Below are 15048 nucleotides of genomic sequence, written 5' to 3'. Positions count from 1 at the left end.
GTGCGGACGCCGTTTGGGGACGCGTCCGCTACCGCGGCTCCTGGGGCCTCGGCGGATCCGGCATCCCGGGCGGGGGTGTCGCGGCGCCCGGGAGCGTCAGCACCGCCTCGGTGCCGCCGAGGTCCGCGGACCGCAGCCGTACCGCGCCGCCCGCCTGCTCCGCCGTACGCGCCACGATCGACAGCCCCAGACCGCTGCCCGGCAGACTGCGGGCGGACGGCGAGCGCCAGAACCGCTCGAAGACATGCGGCAGTTCGTCCTGCGGAATGCCGGGGCCGTGATCGCGTACGGTCAGCTCGCCGCCGGCCAGCCGCACCTCGACGGTCCCGCCGGCCGGGCTGAACTTCACCGCGTTGTCCAGGAGATTCACCACCGCCCGCTCCAGCGAGGCCGGCTCGGCCCGTACGAACCAAGGGTCGAGGGCCGCCGCGATGGTCAGCGACGGGCCGCGCAGCCGGGCCCGCTCCAGCGCCGCGCCGACGATCTCGTGCAGCGCCACCACCGCGACGGCGCTCTGCCCCGGCTCCGTCGGCCGCGACAGTTCCTGCAGATCGCCGATCAGCGCCGCCAGTTCCCCCATCTGCGCCTTCACCGAGGCCAGCAGCGCCTCCTTGTCGGCGGGCGGGATCGGCCGGCCGGACCGCTCGCTGCGCACCAGCAGATCGATATTGGTACGCAGTGAGGTCAGCGGCGTACGCAGCTCATGGCCCGCGTCCGCGATCAGCTGCTGCTGCAGATCGCGGGAGGCGGCCAGCGCCGCGGTCATGGCGTTGAAGGAGCGGGAGAGCCGGGCGATCTCGTCCTCGCCCTCGGCCGGGATGCGGATGGTCAGGTCCTCGGTACGGGCGACCTGTTCGACCGCGTCGGTCAGCCGGTCCACCGGTTTGAGGCCGGAGCGCGCGATGACCAGACCGGCGGTGCCCGCGCCGACGACGCCCAGCCCCGCGACGGCCGCCAGCAGCAGCGCAAGGCGGTTCAGCGCGGTGTCGACCTCGGTCAGCGGGCGCGAGATGGACACTGCGAACTGCACGCCCTGGACACCGATGTGCTTGGTCAGCACCCGGACGTCCGCACCGTCGGTGGTGACGGCGTCATGCAGGGTGTCCCGCGCCACGCCCTGCGCCACCGCGACATCCGCACGCTGCACCTGCACCGGCTTGGAGTTGGGCCCGATGCAGCGCGAGCCGTCGACCTGGACGATCTGGACGTTGTAGTAGGAGGGCGGGGCGTTCTTGCTCTCGGTCGGGTCGGTGGGCTGGCAGTTGGCGTAGGTCCGCTGGAGATAGTCGGTGGAGACGATGACGTTCTGCAGCGAGCTGTCCACCTCGCCGCGCAGCTGGGCCCGGGTGAGCAGCCAGCAGGCCAGCGCGGAGACCGCCACCGCCACCGCCACCGCGGCCGCCGTGAGCAGGGTCAGCCGTGAGCGCAGCGGCAGCCGCGCGATCCATCCGCCGAGTCGGCTCTGCGCGGCGCCCGCCGCCGTGTCCGGCGTCGTGGTCGCCGTGGTCATTCCGCCCCGCCGTCCGTCCGCAGGACGTAGCCGACCCCCCGCACGGTGTGCACCAGCCGCGGTTCGCCGCCCGCTTCCGTCTTGCGGCGCAGATACATCACGTACACATCGAGGGAGTTGGAGGTGGGCTCGAAGTCGAAGCCCCATACGGCCTTCAGGATCTGCTCGCGGGTGAGCACCTGCCGCGGATGGGCGAGGAACATCTCCAGCAGCGTGAATTCGGTACGGGTCAGCTCGACCTGCCTGCTGCCCCGGGTCACCTCACGGGTCGCCAAATCCATCCGCAGGTCGGCGAAGCTCAGCACCTCGCCCTCCACGGGCGGGGCACCGGCCGCCGCCGCGTACGAGCTGCGGCGCAGCAGGGCGCGGATCCGGGCGAGCAGCTCGTCCAGCTCGAAGGGCTTGACGAGATAGTCGTCGGCGCCGGCGTCCAGCCCCGTGACCCGGTCGCCGACCGTGTCCCGCGCGGTCAGCATCAGGATCGGCACGGTCACCCCGCTCGCCCGCAGCCTGCGGGCGGCGGTCAGCCCGTCCATACGGGGCATCAGGACATCGAGCACGATCAGTTCCGGGTCGTAGACCGCGACCTTCTCGACCGCGTCCAGACCGTCCACCGCCTGCTCGGTCACATACCCCTCGAAGACCAGCGAGCGCTGCAGGGCCTCACGGACCGCGGGCTCATCGTCGACGATCAGGATGCGGGCGGGATGGTCACCGTGCTCGGCGGGGCTCATGTGCGTGGTTACCTCGGACCTCGGATGGCTGCGAAGGGTTGCACTTCACCCTTGCACGAACACGGGGAATCTGAGAGGGATGACGCCAAGCCTCTCGTGCGGCGGGCGGGGCCGGTCAGACACCGCTGTTGCCGCCGCCGCGCAGCGCGTCGAGGTCGTCCTTGACGGTGTTGATCGGGATGGCGAAGCCGAGGCCGACACTGCCCGCGCTGCTGCTCGATTCCGAACTCGGCGAGTACATCGCGGAGTTGATGCCGATGATCTGCCCCTGCATATTGATCAGGGCGCCACCGGAGTTGCCGGGGTTGAGCGAGGCGTCGGTCTGTATGGCCTTGTACGAGGTCTTCGACGAGCCGGTGTCGCCGTTGTACTGGTTGCCGCCGAACTCGAACGGCCAGCCCCCGCGGCCGCCCGGACCGCCCTGCTGCCCCTGCCCCTCCTCCTTGGGGACGGTGACATCCCGGTCGAGGGCGGAGACGATTCCGCTGGTCACGGACCCGGTGAGGCCCTCGGGCGAGCCGATCGCCACCACCTGGTCGCCGACCGTGATCTTGCTGGAGTCGCCGAGCGAGGCCGCGGTGAGGTTCTTGGCGCCGCGCACCTTGACCAGCGCCAGGTCCTTGCCGGGGTCGGTGCCGACGACCTCGGCCGTCTTCCGGCTGCCGTCGTGGAAGGTGACGGTGACGGTGTCCGCACCGGCGAGCACATGGTTGTTGGTGACGATCTCGCCGTCGCTGTTGACGACCACACCGGAGCCGGTGGACTCCCCCTTGGCGCTCTGTGCCCTGATCTCCACGATCGCCGGGCTGACCGCCTTGGCCACTCCCGAGACGCCGCTGCCGCTGGTCTTGCCCGCGTTGACGAGCGGGGTGGAGGAGCTGTTCTGCGCCGACGGCTGGGTGGCACCGGCGATCAGCGCCGCGCTGCCGCCCCCGATGAGACCGGAGGCGAGCGCGACCGCCGCGATCAGCGCGACCGGCCGCCGGGCCCGGCGCGGCCGCTCGGGTGCGTACGGGGGCGGCGGCGGGACCGCCTGCTCACTGAAGCCTGCGCCCGGGGTCCCCCCGTACGCCTCGTGGCCGTAGCCCTGGCCGTGGCCCTGGCCGTGGTCGTCGCCGTACGCGTACGGCCGGTCCTGTGGCATCTCATCGCCGCTTCGGCGGTAGCTCTGGGTCATGAAGATGACTCTGCGACCGCTCCATGAGAGCTGCCTGAGAACGCCCTGAGAGACCCGACAGAAGTGGGTATGCCCGACATAAAGCCACCGGGCCGGCGGCGCGCCTCCTCAGCCGCCGCAGCCGCAGGAGCGCCGCACCACCAGCCGCGACGGGAACTGCCGCAGCCGCTCCCGCCGGGAGCCGACCACCCGCAGCCCGTCGTCCAGCACCAGATCCACCGCCGCCCGCGCCATCGCCTCGCGGTCCGAGGCGACCGTGGTCAGCGGCGGATCGGTCAGCGCGGCTTCCTTCACATCGTCGAAGCCCGCGACCGCCAGCTCCCCGGGCACATCGATCCGCAGCTCGCGGGCGGCCCGCAGCACACCGATCGCCTGGTCGTCCGTCGCGCACATGATGGCCGGCGGCCGCTCCGGGCCGGCCAGCAGCTTCAGCGCGACCTGGTAGGCGTCATAGCGGTTGTACGGGGACTGGAAGTAGTAGCCCTCCGGCGACCGCCCGGACTCCAGCATGGCCCGCCGCCAGCCCTCGACATGGTCGGTGACCGGGTCGCCGGACTTCGGGGTCTCCTCCGTACCGCCGAGGAAGGCCACATACGGATGGCCGTGCTCCAGCAGATGCCGGGTCGCCAGCTGCGCGCCCCACACGTCGTCCGTCATCACCGCGACATCGTCGATGGCATCCGGCCGCCGGTGCAGCAGCACCACCCGGGCGTCCCACGCATCGATCTCCGCGGCGGCGTGCTCACTGGGCCCTTGACTGATCAGAATCAGCCCGGAGACCCGCATCCCGAGGAAGGCACGCAGATAGTGCACCTCGCGCTCGTCGAGGTAGTTGGCGTTGCCGACCAGCACCATCTTTCCGCGCTCGGCGGCGGCCTGTTCGACGGCGTGCGCCATCTCCGCGAAGAACGGCTGCCGGGTGTCCGGCACGATCAGGCCTATGAGATCGGTACGGCGGGACGCCATCGCCTGCGCGACGCGGTCCGGCCGGTAGCCGAGCTCCTTGATGGCGGCGAGCACCCGCTCGCGCGTGGCCGGGGCAACCGGCCTTGGTCCGTTGTTGATGACGTAGCTGACAACGGCGGTGGACGTACCCGCCAGTCTTGCCACATCATCCCGCGTCACCTTGGCCACGCGCGGCAGTCTACGCGGGTGGTGCTACCGGCGGGCAGGTCGTGGGGCCGGGGAGTCCGCGCCCGCGGCGACGGCCTTCCCGGAGCCGTCACCGTCCCCGGGCGCACGGTCCGCGGCGGGCGCGGACTTCGCCGCCTTCGCCGCGTCCTCCTTGGCCTTGGCCTCCGCCGCCCGCTCCACCTTCTCCGGCGTCACGAAGCGGTAGCCGACGTTACGGACCGTGCCGATCAGCGACTCGTGCTCGGGGCCGAGCTTGGCGCGCAGCCGCCGGACGTGGACGTCGACCGTCCGCGTACCGCCGAAGTAGTCATAGCCCCACACCTCCTGCAGGAGCTGGGCACGGGTGAAGACCCGGCCGGGGTGCTGCGCCAGATACTTCAGCAGCTCGAACTCCTTGAAGGTCAGGTCCAGGACCCGCCCCTTCAGCTTCGCGCTGTAGGTCGCCTCGTCCACCGAGAGATCACCGTTACGGATCTCCATCGGGCTGTCGTCGGTCGTGATCTGCTGGCGGCCCATCGCCAGCCGCAGCCGCGCCTCGACCTCGGCGGGCCCCGCGGTGTCCAGCAGGACGTCATCGACGCCCCAGTCCGCGGTGACGGCGGCGAGCCCGCCCTCCGTCACCACCAGCACCAGCGGGCAGCCGGGCCCGGTGGACCGCAGCAGCTGGCACAGGGACCGCACATGCGGCAGGTCACGACGGCCGTCGATCAGTATGACGTCGGCCCCTGGCGTGTCGATCAGGGCCGGGCCCTCGGCGGGGGCCACCCGCACGCTGTGCAGCAGCAGGCCGAGCGCCGGGAGCACCTCCGTCGACGGCTGGAGTGCGTTGGTCAGCAGCAGGAGCGAACTCACTTCCGACCACCTACCCGGTTCCCGGAGCGCTGTGCCCTCTGTTGCGTGCGGTCCTGCCTGCTTCGCTCGCCCATGACGTCTGGTTCCTCCTCGGTCCCTGCGACGGGGCTCCCGGCCCTGGCCGGGGGAGTCTGCGGCACTGCTTCGTACGGTCCTCACAGCCGCGCGCGTGGCTGCGCGAGCACGTGGCTGAAAGCACGAAAGGACCCGGGGGCTACGCTGCCCGGATCCTTCTTGCCCAGCAGAATAGCCCACCTGGCGTCCGGAGCGGGGGCCACTTTTGAAGCTTTTTGTGTTCTGCCGATCACTTCGTGTGGTCGCCGGTGGTCGCAGTTGACCGCCGCCGGGCGACGGACCGGGGGTGTGTGGCACCCCCGGGAGGCCCCATTTGAAGCGGCGGGGGTCGCTTTGGCCGGGGGCCGGCCGAGGCCTCGCGGGTGGGTTCGCCGGCGCGGCGGAGGGCGCTCATTTTTTCGTGGGCGGTGTCCCACGATGTGGACGACTTCCCACGTTTTTGGCTTTCGCGCCGTGGTTGTTGCTCGCCGTTGCGCCTGCGGCGGGCCGGGTCCGCTGCGCGGGGCTGTCGGGGTGCGGTGACGGACCTCCGGGGGAGGGGTGTGGGACTGCTTCGCTTTACGTCCCACACCCCTCCCCCTCCGGCCCGTCCCCTCCCGTTGGTGGGTGGGAAAAACGGCTGGTGGGGGTGCCCGCCAGTGGTCCCCTGCTCCACGCGAAGCAGGAGCGAAACCGCTGTCTACGGACGCCCGCCCCCACCCACCGCCACTACTCCCCCAACGGGAGGGGACGGGCCGGAGGGGCCTGGTGTGTGGACGTAAAGCGAAGCAGTCCACACACCAGGCCCCGGAGGCCCGTCACCGCACCCGACACCCACCCGCCCGCCGCAGGCGCAACGGCGAGGCACTCGCAAGCATCACCCGCGCCCACGCCCCGCGCAGCGGACCCGCAACGGGGCCAAGCCCCCACGGCGGGAAAGCCGAAAACGTGGGAGGGGGATCAGCCCGTCTCCGAGACGGGCTCCGCGAACTGCGCGGCATAGAGCCGCGCATACGCCCCGTTGGCGGCCAACAGCGCATCGTGGGGCCCCTGTTCCACGATCGCACCGTTTTCCATGACGAGGATGACGTCCGCGTCGCGAATCGTGGAGAGGCGGTGGGCGATGACGAAGCTGGTGCGGCCGGTACGAAGCTGGGCCATCGCGTGCTGGATGAGCACCTCGGTGCGGGTGTCGACCGAGCTGGTGGCCTCGTCCAGGACCAAGATCGCCGGCTCGGCGAGAAACGCGCGGGCGATGGTGATCAGCTGCTTCTCGCCGACGGAGACATTGCTGCCCTCGTCGTCGAGCACCGTGTCGTAGCCGTCCGGCAGGGTCCGCACGAAGCGGTCGACGTGGGTGGCCCTGGCGGCTGCCACGATCTTGTCCATCGGGGTGCCCGCGGGGGCTCCGTAGGCGATGTTCTCGGCGATCGTGCCGCCGAAGAGCCAGGTGTCCTGGAGGACCATGCCGATGTGCGCGCGCAGCTCCTCGCGTGACATGGCGGCGATATCGACGCCGTCGAGGGTGATCCGGCCGCCGCTCACCTCGTAGAAGCGCATCAGGAGGTTGACGAGCGTGGTCTTGCCGGCGCCGGTCGGGCCGACGATCGCCACCGTCTGGCCGGGGTGGACGGCCAGCGAGAGGTCCTCGATGAGCGGCTTGTCCGGTGCGTAGCGGAAGGAGACGTCCTCGAACTCGACCCGGCCCTCGATGCGTTCGGGGCGGGCCGGCTGCGCGGGGTCGGGGTCCTGCTCCGTGGCGTCGAGGAGTTCGAAGACCCGCTCGGCGGAGGCGACACCGGACTGGACGAGGTTGGCCATCGAGGCGACCTGGGTGAGCGGCTGGCTGAACTGCCGGGAGTACTGGATGAAGGCCTGGACGTCGCCGATGGACAGGGCCCCGGAGGCGACGCGGAGGCCGCCGACCACCGCCACCAGGACGTAGTTGAGGTTGCCGATGAACATCATCGCGGGCTGGATGATCCCGGAGATGAACTGGGCCTTGAAGCCGGCGGCGTAGAGGGCCTCGTTCTGTTCGCGGAACAGTTCGGCGGACTCCCGCTGGCGGCCGAAGACCTTCACCAGGCTGTGGCCGGTGTACATCTCCTCGATGTGCGCGTTGAGCTTGCCGGTGGTCTTCCACTGCTGGACGAACTGCGGCTGGGCGCGCTTGCCGACCTTGGTGGCGACGACGACCGAGACCGGGACCGTGATCAGGGCGACCAGGGCCAGCAGCGGGGAGATCCAGAACATCATGGCGAGCACGCCGACGATGGTCAGCAGCGAGGCGACGATCTGGCTGAGGGTCTGCTGGAGCGTCTGCTGGATGTTGTCGATGTCGTTGGTGGCCCGGGAGAGGACCTCGCCGCGCTGCTGCTTGTCGAAGTAGCTCAGCGGCAGCCGGGCCAGCTTCTCCTCGACCTGTTCGCGCATCCGGAAGACGGCCCGCTGGACCACCCGGGTGGCGATCCTGGCCTGGACGAAGCCGAACAGTGAGGCGGCCGCATAGATCAGGGTGACCCAGAGCAGCACCTGGCCGACGGCGCCGAAGTCGATGCCGTGGCCGGGGACGACCGGCATCGTGCCGATCATGTCGGCGAGCCCGTCCTGGCCGTGGGCACGGAGCTGTTCGGCGGCCTGGGCCCTGGTGAGCCCGTCGGGCAGCTGCCGGCCGATGATGCCGGACATGATCAGGTCGGTGGCGTGGCCGAGGACCTTGGGGCCGACGACCGTCAGTGCCACGCTCAGCGCGCCCAGCGCCAGGGCGAGGCTCATGATGCCGCGCTCCGGCCGCATCTGGGCCAGCAGCCGTTTGCCGGAGCCCTTGAAGTCCATCGACTTCTCGGTGGGCTGGCCGCCCATCATCCGGCCGGGCCCGACCGCCGGGGCCGGGCCTCGTCGGGAGGCCATCGGAGGGGTCTCCTCGGTGGCCGCCGGGGCCTCTGCCCGGGCCGCCGCCCCCTTGTCCGCGGTGGTCACGCCGCCTCCTGCTCGGTGAGCTGGGAGAGCACGATCTCCCGGTAGGTCTCGTTGCCGGCCATCAGCTCGGCGTGGGTGCCGGTGCCGACGACCCGGCCCTCGTCCAGGACGACGATCCGGTCGGCGCCGCGGATCGTGGAGACCCGCTGGGCGACGATCACGACCGTGGCCCGGTCGGTCTCGCGGGCGAGGGCGGCGCGCAGTGCGGCGTCCGTCGCGTAGTCCAGGGCGGAGAAGGAGTCGTCGAAGAGGTAGATCTCGGGGCGCCGCACCAGGGCGCGGGCGATGGCCAGCCGCTGGCGCTGGCCGCCGGAGACATTGCCGCCGCCCTGTGCGATGGGGGCCTCCAGGCCGCCTTCCATCCGCTCGACGAAGTCCCTCGCCTGGGCGGTCTCCAGGGCGTGCCACAGCTCGTCGTCGGTGGCGTCCGGATTGCCGTAGCGGAGGTTGGTGGCGACGGTGCCGGAGAAGAGATAGGGCTTCTGCGGGACCAGGCCGATGGCCTTGGCCAGCGTCTCCTGGTCGAGGGTGCGGACGTCCTCGCCGTCCACCAGGACCGTGCCGCCGGTCGCGTCGAAGAGGCGGGGGACGAGCCCGAGGAGGGTGGACTTGCCGCTGCCGGTCGAGCCGATGACGGCGGTGGTCTCACCGGGGCGGGCGGTCAGCGAGATGTCCTTGAGGACGGGCTGCTCGGCGCCCGGGAAGCGGAACTCGACGCCGCGCAGCTCCAGTTCGCCGTGGCGGCGGAGCTCGGTGACGGGGTGCTCGGGCGGGGTGACGCTGGAGTCGGTCGCCAGCACCTCCTGGATGCGCTCGGCGCAGACCTCGGCGCGCGGCAGCATCATCACCATGAACGTCGCCATCATGATCGACATCAGGATGTACATGAGGTAGCTGAGGAACGCGGTCAGCGCGCCGATCTCCATGGAGCCGCTGTCGATGCGCAGTCCGCCGAACCAGACGACGGCCACGCTGGAGACGTTCACGATCAGCATGACCAGCGGGAACATCATCGACATCAGCCGGCCGGCGCGCAGCGACGCGTCGTACAGATCGGTGTTGGCCCCGGCGAACCGCTCGCGCTCGTGCCGGTCGCGGACGAAGGCGCGGATGACACGGATACCGGTGATCTGCTCGCGGAGCACGCGGTTGACGGTGTCGATGCGCTCCTGCATCCCGCGGAACAGCGGACGCATCCGGCGCACGATCAGTGAGACGAGTATCCCGAGGACCGGGACGATGACCAGGAGCAGGCCGGACAGCGGCACATCCTGATTGAGCGCCATGATGACGCCGCCGACGCACATGATCGGCGCCGAGACCATCATCGTGAACGTCATCAGCACCAGCATCTGGACCTGCTGGACGTCATTGGTGGTCCGGGTGATCAGCGACGGCGCGCCGAAGGCGCCCACCTCCCGGGCGGAGAAGGACTGCACCCGGTCGAAGACCGCGGCGCGGATGTCCCGGCCGAGCGCCATGGCGGTACGGGCGCCGAAGTAGACGGCACCGGTCGCGCAGACGATCTGCAGCAGGGTGACGGCGACCATGTAGCCGCCGACACGGAGGATGTAGCCCGTGTCCCCCTTCACGACACCGTTGTCAATGATGTCGGCGTTGAGGGTGGGCAGGTAGAGAGTGGCCAGGGTCTGGATGAGCTGGAGCAGAACGATCAGGGATATCGAGCGCCTGTGGGGCCGCAGATGCGCCCGCGCTAGTCGGACCAACACACCGCGAGCCTAGGCGAACACTTGCCCTCGGCAATCGAATTTCCGTGTTCCGCCCGCGTCCGCTCCCTGAGCCTTTGCCAGAACTTGCCCGGAACCTGACCGGCCGCCGCGTACGCCATCATGGAGGCGGCAACGACGGGGCATCCGCCACCACGGAAGCCCCCCGACCGACACGACGAAGAGGCCGCCGTGACAACAACTGGCACCGTGCGCTACTGGGCCGCGGCCAAGGCCGCCGCCGGCACGGCAGAAGAGCCGTATGCGGCGGCGACGCTCGCCGAGGCGCTCGACGCGGCACGCGCGGCGCACACCGCGAACCCCGAGTTCGCGCGCGTCCTGCTGCGCTGCTCATTCCTGGTGGACGGCGATCCGGTCGGCACCCGCGACCACGCGTCGGTGCCGCTGGCCGAGGGCGGCACCGTCGAGGTCCTGCCGCCGTTCGCGGGAGGGTGAGCACACGACCATGAGCGACCACCAGCCGCAGCACCGCCCTTCCTACGAGCCGCACGACCCGTATGCGCCGCAGGATCCGTACGCCCAGCCGGACCCGTACGCCCAGCAGGGCGCGTACGGCAGGCCGGACCCGTACGCCCAGCAGGCGCCGCCGTCCGCGGCGCAGGCGCCGTACGACCCCCAGGCGCCGTACCGCCCGCAGCAGGCCTATGACCCGTACCGGCAGCAGCAGGCCCCCGCTCCGGTGCAGCAGCCGGCGCCCGGCCCGTACGGGCGCGGCCGGCACGCGCAGGACCAGTACGGGTACGACGCGTACGGACAGCAGCCCCAGCAGCCCCAGCACGGACAGCCGCCCCAGCACGCCCGGCAGCCACAGCAGCCGCAGCAGCCGCAGGACGGCTACCGCGCCCCGCACGCGGAGCCCGCGCCGCTGCCCACGCAGCACCAGACCGCCTCGCCGGCCGAGGAGCCGTACGCCCGCCGGCACCCCCAGCAGGCCCAGCAGGCCCGGCCGGCGCCCGCCGCGCCCGCACCCGCCGCGGTGGTCTCCAGCGCCCCGCTCGCGGCCAACCAGCGCGCCCGCGCCGAGGGCCGCTCACCGATCATCCCGCCCGGTATCCAGCCGGCCGCGCTGACCGCCGGGCTCGCCCTGCTGCTGGCGCTGACCGCGCCGCTGGGCCGCCCGGTGCTCGCCGTGCCGGTGGCGCTGCTGCAGGCCGTCACCGCCGCCGGCTGGTTCCGGCTCAACGGCATGTGGCCGGCCCGCCAGGGCATCGCGCTGGCCTTCCTGGCCGGGCTGACCACCGATGTCGCCCTGCTGGCCACCGACCGCGAGAGCGCGCCGCTGGTCGGCATCGGCACGCTCGGCGTGTGGTGTCTGCTCGTCCTCGTCCTCCAGCTGCGCAACCGCAGCAGCGCCGACGAGCGGATGTACGCGCTGACCGCGGGCCTGACCTCGACCGCCCTCGCGGTACTGGCCGCCGGGCAGCTCGCGGCGAGCCCGCACGCGGTGGTGGTCGGCGCCGCCGCGGTCGCGGTGGCCGCCCTGGCCCGTGCGCTGCCGCTGCCCCCCGCCGCCTCCGTCGGCATCTCGCTGGTGGCCGCCGCGGGCGCCGGTATCGCGGCCGGCCAGCTGACCGGCCTCGGGGCGTCCGGTGCGCTGCTGGGACTGGCGGCCGGCGGCTGCGCCCTGATCGGGCTGCGGGTGGCCAGCTACGACTACCCCTCCCGTTTCGTCCACCTGACGGCCGGGGTGGCCCTGCCGCTGGCCCTGGCCGCGCCCGCGGTGTACGTCCTGGGGCGGGCGCTCGGTTAGGCCCGCCGAGGGCCGTGCGCGACAGCGAAACGGAGCGGCGGCCGCCGGTGGCGCACCTTGGTGCCCTCCGGCGGCCGCCGCTCCCGTTTGCCGGAGTACGTCGTCTAGGCTCCCCCGGAGCGCAGGCAGGGGGCCTGCAATGGACGAGTCGGCCGTAATCCGGCCCAGGGTGGGGGAAGTGGTTCGATGCGTGCACTACGTGTGCTGTTGGTCCTCGTGGTCATACTCGGAGGGCTGTTCGTGGCGGCCGACCGGGTGGCGGTGGGTCTCGCCGAGGACAAGGCCGCGGAGAAGATCCGCGCCAGTCAGGGGCTCGACAAGACCCCGACCGTCGCCATCAAGGGTTTCCCGTTCCTGACCCAGGTCGCGGGCCGCAGCCTCCAGGAGGTGGACGCCGACCTCGGGGGCATCGAGGCCCGCGCCGAGGGGCGCTCACTGCGCATCGACCGGCTGTCGGCGCACTTCTTCGAGGTCGGGCTGACCAGCGACTACACCTCCATCGAGAGCGCCGCCACGGCCACCGGCAACGCCCGGATCACCTACGCCGACCTGACGAAGGCGGCGGGCGGCGGCGTCAAGATCAGCTACGGCGGGGAGAAGAACGGCCGCAGCCAGGTCAAGATCTCGCCGAATGTCCCGCTCCCCGTCTCGCTGAACGTGACCGGCTCCCTCACCATCGTGAACGGCACCACCGTCCGGCTGCGGGCCGACGGGCTCCCCGCGATGTGCAAGGCCCTCCCGGGCTGTGAGACGAAGGTGCGCGCCCAGACCGACCACGACTGGAAGCTGGCCCAGCTGCCCGGCAACCTGAAGCTGGACAAGGTCGTGACGATGCACGAAGGCATCTCGATCTCCGCCTCCGGCAAGGACGTCAAGCTTCCCGGCTGACCGGACTCCCACGGCGGACCGCCCCACCGGTCCGCCGGCTGATCCGGACACCGTCCAATTCCTGAGACACCCCGGTCCGTACGCCAGACCCCCCACGGGCGTACGGACCCCCGGAGCCCGCGCGGGACCGCGCCGCGCGCCCCCTCATCCCGCATTGCGGACAATCGCGTCTCATCATTCGACACGCCGGTGACACACGCCGCTCCGCGTCCCTACGATCGGGGCCATGCAGAGCTCATTGAGCGGTCTCCGTCCGCGGGGACGGGCGGTACTGACGAAGCGGCGGGCAGTAGACCTGTGCCGCGTCGCCGCCATGCTCTGTCGCCCTGTCTGACGGGCCTTCCGCACCCTCCCCCAAGCCCGGGGGTGCCCCGGCCCGGCCGGCCCCTCGGCCGTTCCCGTATGTCCCCGCACAGCGCCACGCCGGCTCCCGTACCCCCGACACGGGCCGTCCGGAAGTCCACGGCGCGCACCCGGCATACCCGCGTGCAACTCTGCCACTGCCCCCGCAACTGCCCCGGAGGAGAAGAATCATGAGCCGTAGCGACGTCCTCGTAGACGCCGACTGGGTCGAGGCCCACCTCGACGACCCGAAGGTGGTTCTCGTCGAGGTTGACGAGGACACCTCGGCCTACGACAAGAACCACATCAAGAACGCCGTCCGGATCGACTGGAAGCAGGACCTCCAGGACCCGGTCCGCCGCGACTTCGTCGACCAGGCGGGCTTCGAGAAGCTGCTCTCGGCCAAGGGCATCGCCAACGACGACACGGTCGTCCTCTACGGCGGCAACAACAACTGGTTCGCCTCCTACGCCTACTGGTACTTCAAGCTCTACGGCCACGACGGCGTCAAGCTGCTCGACGGCGGCCGCAAGAAGTGGGAGCTGGACTCCCGCGACCTGGTCGACGGCTCCGAGGTTCCCCAGCGCCCGGCCACCGACTACAAGGCCAAGGCGCAGAACACCGCCATCCGCGCCTTCCGTGACGACGTCGTCGCCGCGATCGACAACCTCAACCTGGTCGATGTGCGCTCCCCCGACGAGTTCAGCGGCAAGCTGCTCGCCCCGGCGCACCTCCCGCAGGAGCAGTCGCAGCGCCCCGGCCACGTGCCCAGCGCCCGCAACATCCCGTGGTCGAAGAACGCCAACGACGACGGCACCTTCAAGTCGGACGACGAGCTCAAGGCCCTCTACGAGGGTGAGTCCGTCGACCTCGCCAAGGACACCATCGCCTACTGCCGTATCGGTGAGCGCTCCGCGCTGACCTGGTTCGTCCTGCACGAGCTGCTCGGCCAGACCAACGTCAAGAACTACGACGGCTCCTGGACCGAGTACGGCTCGCTGGTCGGTGTGCCGATCGAGCTCGGCGCCGCCAAGTAAGCAAGCACGCTTCTCCCCCGAACCCCTCAAGGAAGTACCCCCATGTGTGGAGCACAGGCAGGCGGCCCCGACGCCTCGACCATCAAGCCCGGTGAGACCACGATCCAGGGCAGCGTGACCCGCGACGGCGAGCCCGTCACCGGTTACGTCCGACTCCTGGACAGCACCGGCGAGTTCACCGCCGAGGTCCCCACCTCGGCGACCGGACAGTTCCGCTTCTACGCGGCCGAGGGCACCTGGACGCTGCGTGCGCTCGTCCCGGGCGGCACCGCGGACCGCACCGTCGTCGCCCAGAAGGGCGGCCTGGCGGAGGTTGCCATCGCCGTCTGACGGCAGCAGGAGTGGCGTCGGCTCCCCGGGGCAGCCCGGATTCCGACGCCACCCTCCCTACGGCCGGAGGGCCGCACCCCAGGGGTTTGGACGCCTTGGCTGGGGGTGCGGCCCTCCGTGCCGTGCACGGCCGGTACCGGGCCTTCTCCCCGGCTTCTGTCCTGCCCGGCACGGACTTACCGTGGAGATATGGACGCGCACCGCCGGTCGCCCGTAGAGCGCCGTCACCGCAGGTACTTCGTCCTGATGGGCGTGTGCCTGGTGCTGTTCGTCCTGGCCTGGGGTGTGGTGCGGCTGTGGTCGGTCCCGGTCGCGGTGGGCATGTGCGTGGTCGCCATGGTCATCCCGCCGGTCGCGGCCGTGATCGGCAACCGGCGCGAGCCCGGCGAGCGCTGGTGGGACGAGTCCGGCGACCCCGAGTCCGACCGCTGGTGGCGCGAACTGGACGACCGGGGCGACGACAAACACCCGCAGTAGGCCCGGGCGTGTCCCCGGGCCCTGCCGCGCGGTCGG

At 71.3% G+C, this 15048-nt stretch carries 14 protein-coding genes; 7 read left to right on the top strand and 7 right to left on the bottom strand.

Annotated features, from left to right (window positions below; genetic code table 11):
• Nucleotides 1–28: 28 nt before the first annotated feature.
• From NUT86_RS24215 to NUT86_RS24185, 7 genes are all read right to left on the bottom strand, one after another.
• The gene (locus NUT86_RS24215) at nt 29–1510 is read right to left on the bottom strand and encodes a HAMP domain-containing sensor histidine kinase (RefSeq protein ID WP_274737507.1); all 1482 of its coding nucleotides are present in this window, start codon (nt 1508–1510) and stop codon (nt 29–31) included.
• Entirely contained in the window at nt 1507–2244 is a 738-nt protein-coding gene (locus NUT86_RS24210) for a response regulator transcription factor (protein ID WP_018089802.1), read from the bottom strand. Before NUT86_RS24210 ends, NUT86_RS24215 begins: the two co-directional genes overlap by 4 nt.
• Before the next feature lie 115 nt (nt 2245–2359).
• Nucleotides 2360–3421, bottom strand: a complete 1062-nt coding sequence (locus NUT86_RS24205) for a S1C family serine protease (RefSeq protein ID WP_274737506.1) — start codon at nt 3419–3421, stop codon at nt 2360–2362.
• Nucleotides 3422–3529: 108 nt separating this feature from the next.
• The gene (locus tag NUT86_RS24200) at nt 3530–4555 is read right to left on the bottom strand and encodes a LacI family DNA-binding transcriptional regulator (RefSeq protein ID WP_026169660.1); all 1026 of its coding nucleotides are present in this window, start codon (nt 4553–4555) and stop codon (nt 3530–3532) included.
• Nucleotides 4556–4579: 24 nt separating this feature from the next.
• Nucleotides 4580–5407 (bottom strand): response regulator transcription factor, encoded by an 828-nt coding sequence (locus NUT86_RS24195; RefSeq protein WP_018089805.1) that lies wholly within the window; start codon nt 5405–5407, stop codon nt 4580–4582.
• Nucleotides 5408–6421: 1014 nt separating this feature from the next.
• Nucleotides 6422–8440 carry an ABC transporter ATP-binding protein gene (locus NUT86_RS24190; protein ID WP_446750781.1) on the bottom strand — a complete coding sequence of 673 codons (2019 nt, stop codon included), beginning with the start codon at nt 8438–8440 and terminating at the stop codon, nt 6422–6424.
• Nucleotides 8437–10170: an ABC transporter ATP-binding protein gene (locus NUT86_RS24185; protein WP_159486831.1), complete on the bottom strand. Its 1734-nt coding sequence runs from the start codon at nt 10168–10170 to the stop codon at nt 8437–8439. The genes NUT86_RS24190 and NUT86_RS24185 overlap by 4 nt, the downstream gene beginning before the upstream one ends.
• 207 nt (nt 10171–10377) lie before the next feature.
• On the opposite strand from NUT86_RS24185, the gene NUT86_RS24180 reads away from it, so the two are divergent.
• From NUT86_RS24180 to NUT86_RS24155, 7 genes are all read left to right on the top strand, one after another.
• On the top strand, nt 10378–10623 hold the full coding sequence (locus NUT86_RS24180; protein WP_018089808.1) for a MoaD/ThiS family protein: 246 nt from the start codon (nt 10378–10380) through the stop codon (nt 10621–10623).
• A gap of 10 nt (nt 10624–10633) precedes the next feature.
• Nucleotides 10634–11938 carry a hypothetical protein gene (locus NUT86_RS24175; RefSeq protein WP_159486834.1) on the top strand — a complete coding sequence of 435 codons (1305 nt, stop codon included), beginning with the start codon at nt 10634–10636 and terminating at the stop codon, nt 11936–11938.
• A gap of 186 nt (nt 11939–12124) precedes the next feature.
• Nucleotides 12125–12826, top strand: a complete 702-nt coding sequence (locus tag NUT86_RS24170) for an LmeA family phospholipid-binding protein (protein WP_026169642.1) — start codon at nt 12125–12127, stop codon at nt 12824–12826.
• Between the two features lie 226 nt (nt 12827–13052).
• Nucleotides 13053–13160, top strand: a complete 108-nt coding sequence (locus NUT86_RS40685; protein ID WP_350252853.1) for a putative leader peptide — start codon at nt 13053–13055, stop codon at nt 13158–13160.
• 199 nt (nt 13161–13359) lie between these two features.
• On the top strand, nt 13360–14205 hold the full coding sequence (locus NUT86_RS24165; protein ID WP_018089704.1) for a sulfurtransferase: 846 nt from the start codon (nt 13360–13362) through the stop codon (nt 14203–14205).
• A gap of 42 nt (nt 14206–14247) precedes the next feature.
• The gene (locus tag NUT86_RS24160; RefSeq protein WP_006603933.1) at nt 14248–14535 is read left to right on the top strand and encodes a DUF1416 domain-containing protein; all 288 of its coding nucleotides are present in this window, start codon (nt 14248–14250) and stop codon (nt 14533–14535) included.
• Nucleotides 14536–14724: 189 nt separating this feature from the next.
• Nucleotides 14725–15012, top strand: a complete 288-nt coding sequence (locus NUT86_RS24155; protein WP_078518611.1) for a DUF3099 domain-containing protein — start codon at nt 14725–14727, stop codon at nt 15010–15012.
• The last annotated feature ends 36 nt before the right edge of the window (nt 15013–15048 follow it).

The sequence above is a fragment of the Streptomyces sp. G7(2002) genome, assembly GCF_028870195.1.
In the GTDB taxonomy this organism is placed as follows: Bacteria; Actinomycetota; Actinomycetes; order Streptomycetales; family Streptomycetaceae; genus Streptomyces; species Streptomyces nigrescens.
This window is presented reverse-complemented; position numbering and strand designations above follow the sequence as displayed.

Coding starts and splice junctions, on each gene's coding strand:
- NUT86_RS24215 (WP_274737507.1), bottom strand. CDS start 1,510: ATGACCACGGCGACCACGACGCCGGACACGGCGGCGGGCGCCGCGCAG.
- NUT86_RS24210 (WP_018089802.1), bottom strand. CDS start 2,244: ATGAGCCCCGCCGAGCACGGTGACCATCCCGCCCGCATCCTGATCGTC.
- NUT86_RS24205 (WP_274737506.1), bottom strand. CDS start 3,421: ATGACCCAGAGCTACCGCCGAAGCGGCGATGAGATGCCACAGGACCGG.
- NUT86_RS24175 (WP_159486834.1), top strand. CDS start 10,634: ATGAGCGACCACCAGCCGCAGCACCGCCCTTCCTACGAGCCGCACGAC.
- NUT86_RS24170 (WP_026169642.1), top strand. CDS start 12,125: ATGCGTGCACTACGTGTGCTGTTGGTCCTCGTGGTCATACTCGGAGGG.
- NUT86_RS40685 (WP_350252853.1), top strand. CDS start 13,053: ATGCAGAGCTCATTGAGCGGTCTCCGTCCGCGGGGACGGGCGGTACTG.
- NUT86_RS24165 (WP_018089704.1), top strand. CDS start 13,360: ATGAGCCGTAGCGACGTCCTCGTAGACGCCGACTGGGTCGAGGCCCAC.
- NUT86_RS24160 (WP_006603933.1), top strand. CDS start 14,248: ATGTGTGGAGCACAGGCAGGCGGCCCCGACGCCTCGACCATCAAGCCC.
- NUT86_RS24155 (WP_078518611.1), top strand. CDS start 14,725: ATGGACGCGCACCGCCGGTCGCCCGTAGAGCGCCGTCACCGCAGGTAC.